A 16226-nucleotide genomic window follows, 5' to 3' on the forward strand; every position below is an offset into this window, starting at 1 on the left:
ATAGACGGCGATCTGATTTTGATTTAAAGGAGCAATGATGAGAATTTTAACGGGTCTTCAGCCCAGCGGCAAGCTGCATTTGGGCAACTACTTCGCGAGTATCAAGCAGATGGTGGATGCGCAAAACGCGGGCGAGCAGATGTTTATGTTTATCGCAAACTACCATGCGCTCACGTCCGTAAGCGACGGCGCAAAGCTTAAAAACTCCACCTACGAGGCCGCCGCGGCGTTTTTATCGCTGGGAATCGATCCGAAAAAGACGGTGTTTTGGGTGCAAAGCGACGTAAAAGAGGTGTTGGAGCTTTACTGGATTTTAAGCGGATATGCGCCGATGGGGCTGCTCGAGCGAGCGCACGCATACAAAGACAAGATCGCCAAGGGTTTTGAGAGCAAGCACGATCTGTTCAGCTACCCCGTGCTGATGGCGGCGGACATCCTGCTATACAGCGCGGAGGTCGTGCCCGTGGGCAAGGATCAGATCCAGCACGTCGAGATCGCCCGCGACATTGCGCTTAAATTTAACAACGCCCACGGCGAAATTTTAACTATTCCGCAAGCGCGCGTAAATGATGAAGTAGCGATCGTGCCGGGCACAGACGGCGCGAAGATGAGCAAAAGCTACGGCAATACGATCGATATTTTTGCAGATGCCGCGACGCTAAAGAAGCAAATTTCAAGTATCGTAACGACTTCTGAGCCGCTAGAAGCGCCTAAGCAGTGGCGCGGGTGCAATGTCTATAATATCGCGAAGCTATTTTTAAACGAAGCGGAGCAGACGGAGCTACAGGCTCGTTACGAGCGGGGCGGCGAGGGGCATGGGCATTTTAAGGCGTATCTAAACGAGCTCGTGCTCGGCTACTTCAAAGACGCGCGAGATAAATTCGAATACTATCAAAGCCACCGCGAAATTTTGGATGAGATGCTAAGACAGGGCGCGCAAAGGGCGGCTGCGACGGCTACTTCATTGATGCAAAAGGTTCGCGCTGCCGTAGGGATTTATCGCTAAGGAGGGTGAGATGACGGATTACGCTAGAGAAATTTTATCTGATGGTAAGCTGCTTCGGCAGAAGCTGGAAATTTTCTTGCAAACTCCTAGCAAGGTTGAAATTTACGCACGCGCCTGCGAGAAATTTTTCGCCGCGGGCAAGCAGCGCGAGTTAAATTATGTAAGCACGTGGAGTTGGTGGGGATTTTTCGGCACGCTGTTCTTTTTTCTGTACCGCAAGGAGTATAAAATTGCCGTAGCCCTATTTGCCGTTGTGTTAATTTCCTGCTTTATTCCGTTTTTGGATGAATATGATAGAAGTATAGGAATGGCGATTAGCGTCAGTAGCGGAACTATGGCGAAATATTTCGTTTGCTATAGTTTTGTTTCATTGCTGGATAAACAGGACGATGAAGCCCTAAGACGGGGCGGCGGCGTGAATAGATGGGCGATATGGCTCGCGGTAATATTTTACGCTTTTGTCGCAATTGTGTTTGCGCTAATAATTTCAAACGGCGGCAAAATTCAGTAGTTTTAAAGGGCTTCCGCGCTCAAAATAGCTAAATAAATTTTAAAAAGGAGTAAGAGTGAAAGCGATCGTAACGGTGATCGGCAAGGACAAGGTTGGCATTGTAGCGGGCGTTTCGGCTAAGCTCGCGCAGCTTGGGCTAAACATAGACGACATCAGCCAGACGGTTTTGGATGAGTTTTTTACGATGATGGCGGTGGTTTCCAGCGACGAAAAGCAGGACTTCACGGCTCTGCGCGAGGAGCTAAACGAGCTAGGCGAAAAGCTAAAAGTTAAAATCAACATCCAAAGCTCGGCGATATTTGACGCCATGCACAACATCTAAGGCGCGCAGATGGACATCAAAAACGTAACCGAAACGATCGCGATGATCGAGGAGCAAAATTTCGACATCCGCACGATCACGATGGGCATCAGCCTGCTTGACTGCATCGATCCCGATATGGGCAAAGCAGCGGAGAAAATTTACGCAAAGATCACCGACAAGGCGCGCGATCTAGTAAAGGTCGGCAATGAAATTTCAGCAGAGCTTGGCATCCCGATCGTAAATAAGCGCGTCTGCGTAACGCCGATCGCCATCATCGGTGCGGCTACGGATGCCGTGAGCTACGTGCCGCTTGCTAGAGCGATGGACGAGGCTGCTAAAAAGGTCGGCATCGACTTTATTGGCGGCTTTTCGGCGCTAGTGCAAAAGGGCTACGCAAAGGGCGATAAAATTTTAATCGACTCCATCCCCGCCGCGCTCGCCGCGACGCAAAAGGTCTGCTCGTCGGTCAATATCGGCTCGACCAAAACGGGCATAAATATGAGCGCGGTCGCCGATATGGGACGCGTGATAAAAGAAACCGCGCGGCTTTCGGATCTCGGCGCAGCAAAGCTAGTCGTATTTGCCAACGCCGTCGAGGATAATCCCTTTATGGCGGGCGCATTTCACGGCGTGGGCGAGGCAGAAGTCGTTATAAACGTGGGCGTATCGGGCCCCGGCGTCGTTAAACGCGCGCTTGAGAAGGTGCGCGGAGCGAGCTTTGACGTGGTAGCAGAGACCGTGAAAAAGACGGCGTTTAAGATCACGCGCATCGGACAGCTCGTCGGCCAAATGGCGTCCGAGCGCCTGGGCGTGAAATTTGGCATCGTCGATCTCTCGCTAGCTCCGACTCCGGCGGTGGGCGATTCGGTCGCGCGCGTGCTTGAGGAGATGGGGCTAGAACGCGTCGGCACGCACGGCACGACGGCTGCACTTGCGCTGCTAAACGACGCGGTCAAAAAGGGCGGCGTGATGGCGTGCAACCAAGTAGGCGGGCTTAGCGGCGCGTTTATCCCCGTCTCCGAAGACGAAGGTATGATCGCCGCAGTGCGCGCTGGCTCGTTAAATTTGGAAAAGCTCGAAGCGATGACCGCGATCTGCTCGGTGGGGCTCGATATGATCGCAATCCCGCAGGATACGCCCGAGCAAACGATCGCCGCGATCATAGCCGACGAGGCCGCGATCGGCGTGATAAATCAAAAAACGACCGCCGTGCGCATAATCCCAAAGGGCAAAGAGGGCGACACGCTGGAATTTGGCGGGCTTCTGGGCAGCGCGCCCGTGATGAGCGTAAATAAAAACTCATCGGCGGACTTCATCGCCCGCGGCGGCCAGATCCCAGCACCCATTCATAGTTTTAAAAACTAAATTTAACCCGCTTAAGGAGAAAAAATTCGAGCTGGCGGGCTTGGGGCAAGACGGGGTCTATAGGACCTCGGACGGCAGCGCAGACACGCTAATAAAAATAATGTCCGCCCGCACAAAAGAGGGCGAGCCGTATCGTATAATCCACACGCTGGAAATTCCTAAAAATTCTACCCAGACGGATTTTGATAGCAACGATAAAGAGGTATTTAAAATAGACTGCTCAAAGAATCGTTGTTCGCCCGAATATGACAGGGAGCCGAAAAGAATTGCCATTTCTTGGCCTGCGCCGAATGGGGGCGGCGTTTTTGACGGCGTCATATATCTAAAAAATTTACGGCTCGTAAAGGCGTATTAAATTTGCGGATTTAAAAGAGCGCAAAATTTATAAAATTTAGCGAGTAAAATTCTAAGTCGCCGCGATGGAATTTTTCGGGCTTTAAATTCTGTGCTGCGGACGTGGAATTTTGAGTTAAAATTTCGGTGCGGAATTTCGCTTTTAAATTTTACGGCGTGAAATTTTACGATGCGCTACCTCTAAGGCGCGCGATCCCCGCGGCGAGCTAAAATTTTAAAATTTCGCCGTAAGACGCGGCGTTAAAATTTCATTGCCGTGCAAGACGGACAGCGGCGGGTCTTTTAAAATTTTAAATTTTAAAGCGGCTTGCATTGAAATTTTAAAATTTAAAAGCAACCTGTTTCGTTATCATTGCCCGTCCGCTTAAGAAGCGAGCGGGATTCTATTTCGGCGGGGATTAAACACGGCGCGCAAAAACAGGTGCAGCATCGAAATTTTAAAAGATGAGCGAAAATATGAGGCGGAAATAAAATGCAAAAAATGGCTTGGAAATTTGGCGAGCTTGAAAAGGTCGCAACGGACGAGGGCTTTATTTGGTATGCGGAGCTGGAGTTAAAAAGCGAAAGCTTCGGTGAGGTGCCGTTTTGTCTTGTATCTGCAGATACGGCGGATGTGGACGATGAGACGATTTCGCTTGCTCGGCGGATCGCCCGAAATATCGATCGGTACGTAAAAGACGCCCTTGCCTTCCTGCGAGACGAGCTTAGGCGCGAGTATCGTTTGGGCGAGGATGAGCTTAGGCTGCTTGACGTGCCCGTTTGCGATCTGCCGTTTGAGCTGCCGCAATGCACGTTTTACGCGCGCGATACGCAGTGGCTACTGAGGTTTGCCGAGGGTGCGCTTGATATTTGCGAGCCTTTCGGCATCGGGGTGATTTTCGAGGGTGAAAGACCGCTGCGCGTGGAAAATTTAGAGCTTTGCTAGCTGCGGTAAAATGCTAAATTTAAAGGCGGACGGGAATTTTAATGCTTTGCCGAGTTTAAAATTTTTCGACTTTTCGCGAATGTAACGCGGTAAATTTTAAAATTTAACCGCAAGGTGTGACATCAAAAAGACGCGGCGCCGAATTTAATATAATCTCTAAAATTTAAACGCTTAAAAGGAGAGGACCGTGAGCGAAAAATTTCAAGCCGAGATGAAAGAGCTAGACGAAAAATTCGCCGCAATACCGGAGAAGTTAAAGAAGCGATATGACAAACATAGGCTAATTAGGTGCTCTAGTATGGTATTTTTAGCGCTTTTATTCGGCATTACATCGGTAGCTTCGCGACTTATTTCTTACGTGGATATTCAGATGCCCGAGCCTCTTTTGTTTTGTGTGGCGGTAGTTTTATCCATTTGCTTCACGACATTTTGTTTAAAGTGCTACAAGACAAAAAAATACAGCAGCTTTTTCATAAAAAATCAAGATGCCAGTTTGATGATTTTTACTTTTGAGAATACGGCTAGCTTAGTCTTGGTTTTATTTCCCACTTTGCTATTTCTATCTTCGGCAATGGGAGGTTCGCGAGATGAGTTAAGCGGCGCCGGCACTTTATACGGAATCTCTATAGCCCCGATTTGCATATTAGTTTTTCTTTTATGCTATTTTTATAATAAAGGCTCATATACTCCAAGGGTCCATATCTGCGGCTCTCAAACGAAGCTTGATTTGTCGGTGCGAGAAGCCGAATTTAAAGAGGATGAACTAAACGAGAAATTTGCCAATATTCCAAAAAATTTAAAAAGGCGATATGACATACATAGATTGATTAGGCGTGCGAGCACAATATTTTTGGCGTTTTTATTTATCATTGTCACATTTGCGAGCGCTATTGCTACATTGCGCAGCGTTGTTATTGTTTTAGTAATGTTATTTTCGTCCATTCTATTAACTATAGGTTATTTAAAAAGTAATTCTATTAAAGAATATAGCAAGCTTTTCATAAAAAATCAGCGAATTTCTTTAGTGGTTTTTACTATTGAAAATTTAGCTAGTGCGGCTTTGATTTTGTATCCGCTAGCGCTCATAATAGTGGCATTGATCGCTAAAAATAATGAGAGGATAATAGACTTGCTTTTAAACGGCTCGAATATATCGTCTGTTTGCTTGATCGTTTTCGCAGCGTGCTATTTTTTCAACCGAAGCACATATTCCAAAAGACGATAAATTTTGCTAAATTTAAACGGGATGAGAGCTCGCGAATATTCTTGCTGATGAATTTTGTGGTGCCCGCGGCTGTTCTTATTCGCGTGGTTTCGGACGGAAAAAATTGCTTAGAATCTTACGGATGTTTACGTAAGAAATTGGGCGAAATTCCGCTTCGGCGCGGAATTTAAGCATAGCGCGACAAACGCGTAAAGATGGCTGTAAATATGGACGCACGGAAAAGCAATAAAAGTCGCAAGATGCAAAGATGGGCACGGAGCGCGTTGCGGAATATAGGCGCGAGCTGCTGTGAATTTCACATTGCGTTACGCGCGCAAATTTTATGCTCCGCCAGGTGGAATTTAACGCGCAAATTTCACGACGAAATTTCACGGCGCTTTTAGGCCTTGCGACTTACAGCTTCCTGAGCTTCGCGATCTCATCGCGCAGTGCGGCGGCCTTTTCAAACTCTAGTGCGGCCGCGGCGTCGAGCATCTGCTTGCGAAGCTCCTTTACGAGCTTGGCGCGCTCGGCGGCCGGCATCTTCTCTAAATTTGCGCCCTTTCTTAAAATTTCGGTGCCGTCCTCGATCTTTAGGCTCTCTTCGATATTGCGGCTCGCAGAATGCGGAGTTATGCCGTGGGTGCGGTTGTATTCATCTTGAAATTTACGGCGCTTTTGGGTGATGTCGATCGCCTCTTGCATCGAAGCGGTGATCTTTTTGCAAAACATCACGACCTGTCCGTTCACGTTTCGCGCGGCTCGCCCCATCGTCTGAATGAGGCTGGTGCGTGATCGCAAAAAGCCCTCCTTGTCGGCATCCATGATCGCGATAAGGCTTACTTCTGGCAGATCAAGACCCTCGCGGAGCAGATTTATACCGATTAGCATATCGTATTCGCCGCTGCGTAGGCCGCGGATGAGCTCGTTGCGCTCGATCGCATCGATGTCCGAGTGCATATATTTGACCTTAAGCCCAAGCTCCAAATAGTATTTGCTCAGCTCCTCCGCCATCTTTTTGGTTAGCACGGTCACCAATATCCGCTCGCCGCGCGCGATGACCTCCTTTGCCATATCGTGTAAAATTTCGACCTGATTGTCGCTGTCTTTTAAGACGATCTGTGGATCGAGTAGTCCCGTCGGGCGCAGTATCTGCTCATATACGGCGCCGCGGCTAAGATCCAGCTCGTAATCATTGGGCGTTGCGGAGACGAATAGAAATTTAGCTTTTTTATTGATAAACTCATCAAACATCAGCGGGCGGTTATCAAGTGCGCTAGGCAGGCGGAAGCCGTATTCTACGAGCGTTTCTTTGCGGCTGCGATCTCCTGCGAACATCCCGCGAAACTGCGGCAGGCTCACGTGGCTTTCATCGACGATGACGAGATAGTCCTTGCCCTTGCTCTCGTAGTAATCAAAGAGCGAATAGGGCGTCTCGCCCGGCTTTTGGCCGGTCAGATAGCGCGCGTAGTTTTCGATCCCCTTGCACATCCCCGTAGCGCCCAGCATCTCAAGGTCAAATTCCACTCGCCCTTTCAGCCGCTGCGCCTCGACGAGCTTGCCCGCGTCCTCAAAAAATTTCAGCCTCTGCTCAAGCTCCTCCTCGATCCCTTTGATCGTCGATTTCAGGCGCTGCTCGCCCACGATGAACTGACTCGTCGGGTAGAGAATAAATTTTTTTACGCTCTGAGTCTTTTTATTTTCGAGCACGTCCAGATGATACATCGCCTCTATCTCGTCGCCGAAAAACTCGACCCTAAACGCCTCGTCGTTAAAATATGCGGGGTAGATGTCGATCACGTCGCCGTTTACGCGAAAATTCCCGCGATCAAAAAAATCGTCGTTGCGTTTGTAACCCATATCGACGAGCTTGCGAAGTAAAAATTTAGTACTAAATTTTGATCCGATCTCAAAAAACAGCACCATGCCTTTGTATTCGGCGGGATCGCCCAGGCCGTAGTTTGCCGAAACCGACGCCACGGTGATGACGTCGTCGAAGCTCAGCAGGCTCGCCGTGGCGCTTAGCCGCAAGCGCTCAAGCTCAGCATTTACGTCGCTGTCCTTTTCGATGAAAAGATCCTGCCTGGGGATGTAAGCCTCGGGCTGATAATAATCGTAGTAGCTGATGAAGTACTCGACGTGATTTTGCGGAAAAAAGCCCTTAAATTCGCTATAAAGCTGCGCCGCGAGGGATTTATTATGCGTCATTACGAGCGCGGGAATTCCGAGGCGCTTGATGATATTTGCCATAGTAAATGTTTTGCCCGAGCCGGTAACGCCGAGAAGAGTTTGGTATTTGTTGCCGCTTTGAAAGCCTACGACGATGCCTTCGATCGCTTTTTCTTGATCCTCGCTCGGAGAGAATTTGCTCTCGATTTTAAAATTTTGCAAAATTTTTCCTTTTTTAAAGCCAAAATTGGGTAATATTTTCATTTAAATTATATCAGAAAAGGCGAAATAATGGAATCAATCTTTGACGAAGAGAAAAAGGTCGAGGGCTTAAGCAATAAAATAGCTGAGCTGATTAGACGTTATAGCGAGGCTAGAGACGAGAACGAAAAGCTACGCACCGAGCTAGCGACGGTCAAGGCGCAAAATGAAGCTTTGGGAATGCAGCTTGGCACGCTAGAAAATGATCTGGCGTATCGCAAGATGAGCGATGAGGATCTAAGCAAGCAGATCGACGATATTTTGGCAGGCGATAATTTAGGCGAGAAATGAAAGAAATTTCGGTTCAGCTGACGAGTAAGTCTTTGACGAAAAAATACGCGATAAGCCTGGATGATGACTTTGCGAAGGTCTTCGGCAGGGACTGGCGAATTTTAACTCGTGGCAGCGATCATCTGGATGCGGGCGAACTACTTGAAGCCTATATCCAAAAAAGCTATGAAAATTTTATGCTTAATAAAAAAATAGATGCCTTGGTAAAGGACATCGACGAAGGAGTAAAATGATGAAAATGAGAAAAGGTGCGGCAGTAGGCGGCGGCGTAAGTGGGATAATATTTTTAGCTATTATAATCTTCGTGATAGTAAAAATAATATATCCTAAATTAAGCGGTGCTAAGGATGAGGTTTTAGTAAAAGCTTACGCAGTCGAGCTTGAAGGTGTATTTAAGGATATACAAAGAGATTACCTCAATCAAGGTGGATTTAGAATGCTTAAAAGTATGACGGGCTCCAGGCAGTTTAGTGATAGCGATCTAGAAAAAACCGTCACTTTAAATCAATCCTTTGATTACGGAGTAGGACCGAAGTTAAAAAACGATATGATCTTTTGCGCGACGATCACCTTGCGTCAAGATAGTGATGGCTATTTCTTTACAACCGAAAACATCAACCGCAACAGGGAGCGCTGCGAAGCATTTCATAAAGATACAACTTATATGAAGTTAAATGGCTTTAGGATAGGCAAATAATTTTTAAAATTTAATCGCGCTACTGCTATGGATTCGTAAAGCATCCGTGCAGCATAAGCGCGATAGTGCTAGTGAAGTGCGATAAGCCGTACGTCGGCTCGCACCTCGTGCCAAAAACATGTTAAGATTTCAAGAATTCATCTTTATAGGTATTTTTTTAAAATTTAGCTTTAAAATCGGCATTTTTACATTTATATTGACAGCTTATCGGCTAAATTTTAATCATATTTTAGTTTGTAATTCATATCGGTCATGATTTATGCTATTGCGGTTAAATTTATGAAATGGGTGCTTTGAAGCTATGCCCCTCGCGTGACGCGATGCGAGCTGGGATTTACGAAAAGCGCCTCATAAAACAAGCGTATTAAAGCAAAATATCAAGATCATCTTAAATTTATTGAAATTCGCACTCCAAAAACGCGCGGAATTTTATCGGTGCGGGCTTGGGCGTGAGTTTTAAAATCTCTCATAGAATTTTATCGCCGATTTACAACCACCGATTTGATCCAACTACGCAAATAATCTAGCTGCTGCGGCGTATGGAACCAATGCTCGCCGTTTTTCATAACGCTTAAGTCGCAGTCGAACTTCTGCGCGAAATTTCTAACGATACAAAGAGGCGTCATATCGTCGTTTTCTGCATATAGAATTCTACTGGGCGTTTCCCACTTAGTTATCGGATTATTCAAAACAAAACTCCAATATTCCCAAAAAAGCGGTTGCCCGGTAGGGGCCAAAATCATCCGCTCTTGCTTTAATCGCTCTTCGCTAACGCCAGCCCTACGCATAATATTTGAAATAACGTATTTCATATCAAGTATCGGCGAGACGAAGAGGCAGTCGCTAAGCTTTTCGTCGCGGAAGCTTTGCAGGCCGAGCCATGCCCCTAGGCTAACGGCAAACAGCGCGACCTCGTCCCAGCGGTTCCTTGCATACGATAAAATTTCGCGAAATTCCAAAATAGCGCGCCGCGGATCGCAAAAAGCGGGCTCGTGCCGCCTCTGTCCGTGCCCGGGCAGGTCAAAGCTAATAACCTGCCAGCTTTGCTCACAAACGACGGAAGCCAAAAGCTCCGCATCATCTTTGCTTCCGCCTTGCCCGTGAGCGTAGATATAAACCTTTTCCGAGCAGCTTCCCCAAACGGCGGCGGGAACGCCGCGTATCTCAATAGCACTCTTTTGCATTTTTCGTTCCTTTAAATTTTTTGCGTCGATACCCGCATTTTGCGGCAATGTTACAAGCAAAACCATAAATATTGCTGGAATTTAATAGCACGCCCTGCTAGACTACCTGCGATTAGCGATAAATTTTAAAATTTTACGCGCGAGCTGCGCCTGCCGCTTTGTTTTAAATTTAGCCGCACGAAATTTCAGGCGTCATAATTTTGATTCTTGCAGCGTAATTAAATTTTTATATCGTAGAAATTCTGCGCCGTCAGACTGCAAAAATTCTTGCTACGAAATTCTGTATCGCAATTGCGCGTGCCCTGAAATTTGTGTCTTAAAATTTTTACGCCGTAGAATTCTGCAAGCTGCGAAATTTAAAATTTAAGACCACGCAAATTTTATCGCGACTCGTGTAAAATTTTAAATTTTACGTTTGCTTTATTTGCAGGCTGCGCGGATAAATACCGCTTAAATTTTAAATTCCAAGCGTGCTCACGCCTCAGAAGTTAAAATTTGCGCTAATTCATAAGCCCGCTCAAGATGCGGTTTTTAAAATTTCGGTGCTTGATAGCGCCCGCAATCGCGCTGTATTCTCAGCAATCCACCCAAAAAAGCTTAAAAAATCAATCCCGCGGCACCGAGCTTGACCCCTAAAGAGATAACTATCAAAACCCCAAGCCCCGCGAAAAAGCCCGCCAGCACGTCATCTAGCATAACGCCGAGCCCGCCTGGTACGTCGCGATCCACGCGCCCGATGATCGATGGCTTGAGGATGTCGAAAGCCCTGAAAAACAGCAGCGCCAAAATCATCGAAAGGATCGATATCCTGCTGCTCTCAAAGCCCGCGATCAGCTCCCGCAGCGGCAGCGAAAAGATCTCGCCCGCGGGCGCGGCGACGCACATCGCAATCCACACCCCCACTACCTCGTCGATGACGATCTCGCTGTTATCGTGCGCGCCTACCCGCCTTTCGTAATCGCTTACGATCTTAAGCGAGACGAAAAAGACGAGAGCGGCGCACAAAAACAGCGTCACCTCTCCCGCTAGCATCAAGATCGCAAGCCCCGCTATCCAGCCTGCGATGCTGCCCCAGGTGCCGGGCGCGGGTTTTAGCAGCCCTGCGCCGAAAAATGTAACGAAAATTTTATCCATAATTGTCCTTTTAAATTTTGCTTTTTAAAATTTTACCGCTTATTTTAATTAGAGCATCTGCTCGCGCGAAAATTTTAAATTTCGTTCGCGCGTGCGAGGAAATTTTAAATTTTGTTCGTGCATGTAGAATTTAAATTTCGCCTGCCCGCACGAAATTAATTCTACTCGCTCGCCACGAATTTTGCTCACTAACGTAGGAATTTTAAAATTCTACTCATTTGCGTAAAAATTTTAAAATTTTGCTCGCCTGCGTGGAGATTTCAAACCCGTCCGCAAACGCACGGCATTTTGCGCGAGCGAGCAGTCGTTGCGCCTCGCCCAAATTTATGCACTGCGACTTACTGCGAGCATCTGGCTAAATTTAAACTTGCTTGCTGAAAGCTTAAATTTTAGATCCGCTACACTGCTAATTACGCATATGCCGCGCCTTAAAATTTTAAATCCGCTTCGCCACAAAATTTTATGCCAAATCTGCGTCCGCCGCTCTTTATTCTATAAAATTCCGCACAGTCCTTTCTTTTCACACTATGGAATTTTACTTTACGCCTAGTCGCCATAAATTCTAACGCCGCGAAATTTTACCCTCTGCCTAGATGCTGCAAATTCCACATCATTTTTGCGTTGCGCCCTCGGGCACTACGTCTTTAGCGCGCTGGTTTGATACAGCTGCATAAGCTGCTCGTAAAACTCGCTCTCGCCGTGGCTCTGTAAGATCCCGCTGTTTGGAAAAAGCTCGTCGTAAAGCTTTTGCAGATCTGAAAACCGCGCGGGGAAAAGCTCGCTTAAAATCATCGCCGAGATCTCTTTACGCATAAAAATCGCGGGCGGCAAGATCCCCACGCGCAGCAGAGCTTTGAGATTTTGAGTGCGGTAATGCACGTGATGATGAGCGCCGTGAGGGCAGTTTTTCGTGCTTACGAGCACCTTGCACTTCTCGCAATAGACGTATTCTGGCATAAGCAAAATCTCTATTTCGCCGCGTTTTTGATACTCGTCCAGCACCGAATGCACGCCGCCGCCTTCGAAAAATAGCTCCATATTTGCGTGATTTTGCCCAAAAATTATTTTGTTTATACCTAAATTTTTTGCGATCGCGCATTGCAAGGCGGGCTTATCGTCAAAAATCGCAAGCGAGCCCAGATCGATCATCATGGCGCGCTGCGCGACCAAAAAATTCTGCAGCAAATAGCTTAGTGTTTTTTTGCGTAGCTCGTAGGGCAGGGCGTCTGCGCTGCTCGTGCCGGTTAAAAAAATCACCACGAAATCCGCCTTGTCGATCATATGCCTAATCAGCCGCTCATGCACGCGGTGGATCGGATCGGCGCAGGTAAAAAACGCTGAAATTTTAGGCGCGGCAAGCGAGCTTGCGACTTTTTTTATGCGCGCGATTTGCTCTGCAAGACCATTTTTTAGCAGCGTGATGCGCCCTTGCACCGCAGTTTGCTCTGCGTATGCGTTTTGAAATACCGAGCCTGCGACCTCACTTGCGCTTGGAGCATAAACGTCGCTAACATCTATGCGCGCGACAAGCTCGCAAGAGGCGGGATTTTTTATGAAATTTTCGGTGGAATTTGAAATAAAATTTCCCGCCGAATTTGCTACGGATTTTGCATCTGCGCTACAAACGGGATTGAGTGCGGAATTTTCGGCAAAGCTCCGCGCGGAATTTACTGCAGAATTTTCACTGGAGCTTTTCGCCAAATCCAAAGCGGCGTTGTTTGCAGATTTTGTATCTGCGCTGCTAGTAAAAGTTCGATCATAGCTCGCAGTAAGGCTTTCTATATGGTCTAAGCCCTCGCTTGTGGCGTTTATAGTGCTTTGCGTACTTGCAGTGCGCGCGAGATCCGTGCCGCTTTTCGCAAAATACTGCTCATTTTGTGCCGCGGCAGAAACTCTATCCTGCAAGTTGCGCGATTCTTTAGCTAGCAAATACGCACCACTTTCGCCGCTAAGCGAATTTTTGGCGCGTTCGGCTATGCCGTCCTTGCGGAGATAAAGCTCTAAAATATCGCCCTTTTTTGCGTCCGCGCAGGAAAAAACGAAATTTATGCCGCAGATGCTAAGCTTGCTTGGGCGCAGTAGCTCGCAGTTCTTGCCGAAAGCGCCGTTTGCGAGCAGGCTCAGGACGTTTAGGTCGGAGCGCGATATCACTATCTTGCGGATTTGCGTTGCGCTATTATTTGTGCCTTTGCTCTCGCTTCCAGCTTGCTCTGCTTTTAAATTCCTTGCCGCTCCCTTAGCTCGCGCCTCATCCTTACTAGCATCGCCAGCCCTTGACGCTTCTAAATTCCGCACCGTTTTTAAATCGCGCTTTGCTTTTGAGTTCTGTGATGCTTTTAAATTTTGCTTCGCTTCTAAATTCTGCGCCGCGTCACTCGAAGCTATTGCGACGTTTAGAGTTTTTGTGCCATTTGAAATTCCTTCACTTTCAAGCGGTTTTATTTCGTGCAAATCGTCCGCATCGCGCGAAATTCCCATCTCGCCTGCGATCCGTACCGGATGCGCGCGACTATTTTTTTCTTGCGATGCCATATTTTTTCCTTTTCTCCCAAAGCGATTTTCGCGAAATCCCAAGTGCCGCCGCCAGATCGGAGTCGAAATACTCGTCTTGGTGCGCTACGATCGTGAGCTTTACGTATTCTTCGATGCTTAAAATTTCACTGCGTTCTTTGTTGCTGCCAAGCGTAATTTCGTCGTTAAAGCCCTTTTGCGCGCCGATGGATCCGGCGATTATACGCATGGATTTGGTTTTGCTTAGAAATTTTTCCTTCTGTGCGCCGCTTAGGCTATCGAAATCTGGTGCGTAAAAAATCTCCGCGCCGCGTTCTAGCGGCTCAGGGCTTTGCGCGGATAGAATTTTAAGGCGCGATTTTAGCGCGAGTGCGATCTTAAATACCGCCGCAGCTCGCGCTGCCGCATCGCCGCGCAAAAGAAGCGGAAATTTTATCTGCGCCAAACGCGTATGCGGTATTTCGCACGAAAGGGAGGCTTCTTTAAGCAGTGCTTCGTAGGCTTCGTTTTGCGATTTTAGCGAGCGAAACTGCGCGTAGTGCTCGATCTTTTTTATGAGCTCCTCTATCATAAAAGGCTTTTGGATATAATCCGTAGCGCCCGCTTTTACGGGGTTTAGCACCGTTTCGCTATCGACGTAGGCGACCATCAAAATTATGATCGAGCGCCTAAATTTCTCGATCAGCGGATAAAAGCTCGCGCCGCTCCAGCTCGTAGAGAGTAGCACCGCCTCAAACTCCTCCGCAAGGCCCGCCGCGGTTGCTAAACTCGCCGCGTTAGTGCATTCATGCCCAAGCGCGCCAAGCTTGTTTGCGATACTTTGAGCAAGATAGCTTTCGCTCTCGATTATTAAAATTTTCATACGTCCTGTGCCTTTGCTGCGTGCTTTTGCCAGTCGTAGAATTTCAAGTTTACCGCAGCCTGTGCGGCGATGCCTTCGCTTCTGCCCGTAAATCCCAGCCCTTCGGTCGTGGTCGCTTTGACATTGACGCGGGCGCAGTTTAGAATTTCGCTCAAAATCTCTTGCATCTGTGCTTTGTAGGCGCCGATCTTCGGGCGCTGCGCAATGATCGTAATATCGGCATTTACGAGTTCATAGCCGTAACTTCTGACGCGCCGCATTACATTTCGTAACAGCTCCTTGCTGTCCGCGCCTTTAAGCTTGGCGTCGCTGTCGGGGAACAGCTCGCCGATGTCGCCCAGCATCGTCGCGCCGCAAATAGCGTCGATTAGGGCGTGGATCGCTACGTCACCGTCGCTGTGCGCGATCAGCGCGAACTCGCACGGGATCTGCACGCCGCCGAGCACGATGCCCACGCCTTTTTCAAGCGCATGCACGTCGTAACCCGTACCGCAAAAAATATCGCGCGAGCATGGTTTTAAATTTAGCGCCGCCAGATCGCTTGCGCGCGTGATCTTAAGCGCGCCCGCTTCGCCTTTTATAAATTCCAACCGTCCGCCCGCGCTGCCGACTGCCGCGCTGTCGTCGGTAAAAATTTCGTCTCCCTCAAGCGCCTTTTTAAGTAGCGCCGTACGCGAAAGCTGCGGCGTTTGGATGAGGCGCAGTTCCTCTCGCTCCACAATGCGCTCGCCGAGATAGGTCGTGTCATTTACGCCAAGATAGGGGCTGACGCAGTCCGCGCCGCCTAAATTTCGTATCAGCGAGGAGATCAGCTCGGGCGAAATTTGCGCGCGGGCTACGTCGCTTACGAGCACGAGTTCGCTCTCTACGAGCTGCAGCGCGTTTTTTAGCGAGCTTTGACGATTTGCACCGCCCGGGGCGAAGTGAAATTTTAAATTTGCAGAGCCGCGTTCATCCGCGCCGTGCTCGCTTTGAAATTTATACTCGCTCGTGTCGTACTCCGCGCTTTCGCCGCGCGCCGAAGCCGAGCTGCACGCATAGAGGCGCTCGCAATAGCTCACGTCCTCCTCATTTACGGCGATTACGATCTTTTTAAATGGGTGCGCCCGCGCGATATTTTGCGCGACGTATTGCCAAAGCGGCAGCTCGCCCACGCGCAGCCACTGCTTTTTGACTGGGAGCTCAAACCTGCTCGAATCGCCCGCGGCGAGCAAAATCAGCGATATATCTTTCAAATTTTATCCTTGAAATTTTGTTACGAAATTATACGTATTAAAAATGAAAGCAAAATTAATCGCGACTCGCGGGCTAAAATATCTTAATCTTAGGCGTAAATTTACGCGGCGCGGTGGTAAAATTTCATCCTGCGTTACGAAAATAAACGGCAAAAGAAAAGTAAGGATTAATGAAATTTGTTATATTATACGCGCATTTTTAAGAAACGAGGC

General features: G+C 48.1%; 17 protein-coding genes. 10 read left to right on the forward strand and 7 right to left on the reverse strand.

Going from position 1 to position 16226, the window contains the following annotated elements:
- Positions 1 to 37: 37 nt before the first annotated feature.
- Genes trpS through Q0198_RS10520 form a run of 5 tightly spaced genes read left to right on the forward strand, consistent with a single transcriptional unit; the run spans position 38 to position 3541 of the window.
- Positions 38 to 1006: a tryptophan--tRNA ligase gene (gene trpS / locus Q0198_RS10500; protein WP_297897914.1), complete on the forward strand. Its 969-nt coding sequence runs from the start codon at positions 38 to 40 to the stop codon at positions 1004 to 1006.
- Between the two features lie 10 nt (positions 1007 to 1016).
- On the forward strand, positions 1017 to 1517 hold the full coding sequence (locus tag Q0198_RS10505) for a DUF2628 domain-containing protein (protein ID WP_297897920.1): 501 nt from the start codon (positions 1017 to 1019) through the stop codon (positions 1515 to 1517).
- Between the two features lie 55 nt (positions 1518 to 1572).
- Positions 1573 to 1839, forward strand: a complete 267-nt coding sequence (locus tag Q0198_RS10510; RefSeq protein WP_002944456.1) for an ACT domain-containing protein — start codon at positions 1573 to 1575, stop codon at positions 1837 to 1839.
- Positions 1840 to 1848: 9 nt separating this feature from the next.
- Positions 1849 to 3186, forward strand: coding sequence for a PFL family protein (locus Q0198_RS10515; RefSeq protein ID WP_297897922.1), 1338 nt, complete (start codon positions 1849 to 1851; stop codon positions 3184 to 3186).
- 40 nt (positions 3187 to 3226) lie between these two features.
- Positions 3227 to 3541 (forward strand): hypothetical protein, encoded by a 315-nt coding sequence (locus Q0198_RS10520; protein ID WP_297897924.1) that lies wholly within the window; start codon positions 3227 to 3229, stop codon positions 3539 to 3541.
- A 213-nt stretch (positions 3542 to 3754) separates the two neighbouring features.
- Here Q0198_RS10520 and Q0198_RS10525 read toward each other — a convergent pair whose 3' ends face one another.
- Positions 3755 to 3877: a hypothetical protein gene (locus Q0198_RS10525; RefSeq protein WP_297897926.1), complete on the reverse strand. Its 123-nt coding sequence runs from the start codon at positions 3875 to 3877 to the stop codon at positions 3755 to 3757.
- 135 nt (positions 3878 to 4012) lie between these two features.
- Between Q0198_RS10525 and Q0198_RS10530 the strand changes: the two genes are divergently transcribed.
- Both Q0198_RS10530 and Q0198_RS10535 read left to right on the forward strand, forming a co-directional pair.
- Positions 4013 to 4465 carry a hypothetical protein gene (locus Q0198_RS10530; protein ID WP_297897928.1) on the forward strand — a complete coding sequence of 151 codons (453 nt, stop codon included), beginning with the start codon at positions 4013 to 4015 and terminating at the stop codon, positions 4463 to 4465.
- 187 nt (positions 4466 to 4652) lie between these two features.
- The gene (locus Q0198_RS10535) at positions 4653 to 5690 is read left to right on the forward strand and encodes a hypothetical protein (protein WP_297897930.1); all 1038 of its coding nucleotides are present in this window, start codon (positions 4653 to 4655) and stop codon (positions 5688 to 5690) included.
- A 393-nt stretch (positions 5691 to 6083) separates the two neighbouring features.
- On the opposite strand, the gene uvrB is transcribed toward Q0198_RS10535, so the two are convergent.
- Complete coding sequence (gene uvrB, locus Q0198_RS10540; protein WP_297897932.1) at positions 6084 to 8060, reverse strand: excinuclease ABC subunit UvrB; 1977 nt, start codon at positions 8058 to 8060, stop codon at positions 6084 to 6086.
- Positions 8061 to 8129: 69 nt separating this feature from the next.
- Here uvrB and Q0198_RS10545 point away from each other — a divergent pair, with 69 nt between their 5' ends.
- Genes Q0198_RS10545 through Q0198_RS10555 form a run of 3 tightly spaced genes read left to right on the forward strand, consistent with a single transcriptional unit; the run spans position 8130 to position 9087 of the window.
- On the forward strand, positions 8130 to 8390 hold the full coding sequence (locus tag Q0198_RS10545) for a hypothetical protein (RefSeq protein WP_297897934.1): 261 nt from the start codon (positions 8130 to 8132) through the stop codon (positions 8388 to 8390).
- Positions 8387 to 8623 (forward strand): hypothetical protein, encoded by a 237-nt coding sequence (locus Q0198_RS10550; RefSeq protein WP_005871317.1) that lies wholly within the window; start codon positions 8387 to 8389, stop codon positions 8621 to 8623. Before Q0198_RS10545 ends, Q0198_RS10550 begins: the two co-directional genes overlap by 4 nt.
- Entirely contained in the window at positions 8620 to 9087 is a 468-nt protein-coding gene (locus Q0198_RS10555; protein WP_297897935.1) for a hypothetical protein, read from the forward strand. Before Q0198_RS10550 ends, Q0198_RS10555 begins: the two co-directional genes overlap by 4 nt.
- 476 nt (positions 9088 to 9563) lie before the next feature.
- Here the strand turns inward: Q0198_RS10555 and Q0198_RS10560 are convergent, their stop codons facing one another.
- From Q0198_RS10560 to ispF, 5 genes are all read right to left on the reverse strand, one after another.
- On the reverse strand, positions 9564 to 10271 hold the full coding sequence (locus tag Q0198_RS10560; protein ID WP_297897937.1) for an alpha/beta hydrolase: 708 nt from the start codon (positions 10269 to 10271) through the stop codon (positions 9564 to 9566).
- 597 nt (positions 10272 to 10868) lie between these two features.
- Positions 10869 to 11405 (reverse strand): phosphatidylglycerophosphatase A, encoded by a 537-nt coding sequence (locus tag Q0198_RS10565; RefSeq protein ID WP_297897940.1) that lies wholly within the window; start codon positions 11403 to 11405, stop codon positions 10869 to 10871.
- 636 nt (positions 11406 to 12041) lie between these two features.
- Positions 12042 to 13937 (reverse strand): hypothetical protein, encoded by a 1896-nt coding sequence (locus Q0198_RS10570; protein ID WP_297897942.1) that lies wholly within the window; start codon positions 13935 to 13937, stop codon positions 12042 to 12044.
- Entirely contained in the window at positions 13915 to 14778 is an 864-nt protein-coding gene (locus Q0198_RS10575; protein WP_297897944.1) for a response regulator, read from the reverse strand. Before Q0198_RS10575 ends, Q0198_RS10570 begins: the two co-directional genes overlap by 23 nt.
- Positions 14775 to 16013, reverse strand: coding sequence for a 2-C-methyl-D-erythritol 2,4-cyclodiphosphate synthase (ispF, locus tag Q0198_RS10580; protein ID WP_297897946.1), 1239 nt, complete (start codon positions 16011 to 16013; stop codon positions 14775 to 14777). The genes Q0198_RS10575 and ispF overlap by 4 nt, the downstream gene beginning before the upstream one ends.
- Positions 16014 to 16226 lie beyond the last annotated feature (213 nt).

The sequence above is a fragment of the uncultured Campylobacter sp. genome (assembly GCF_938045205.1).
Classification (GTDB): Bacteria; Campylobacterota; Campylobacteria; order Campylobacterales; family Campylobacteraceae; genus Campylobacter_B.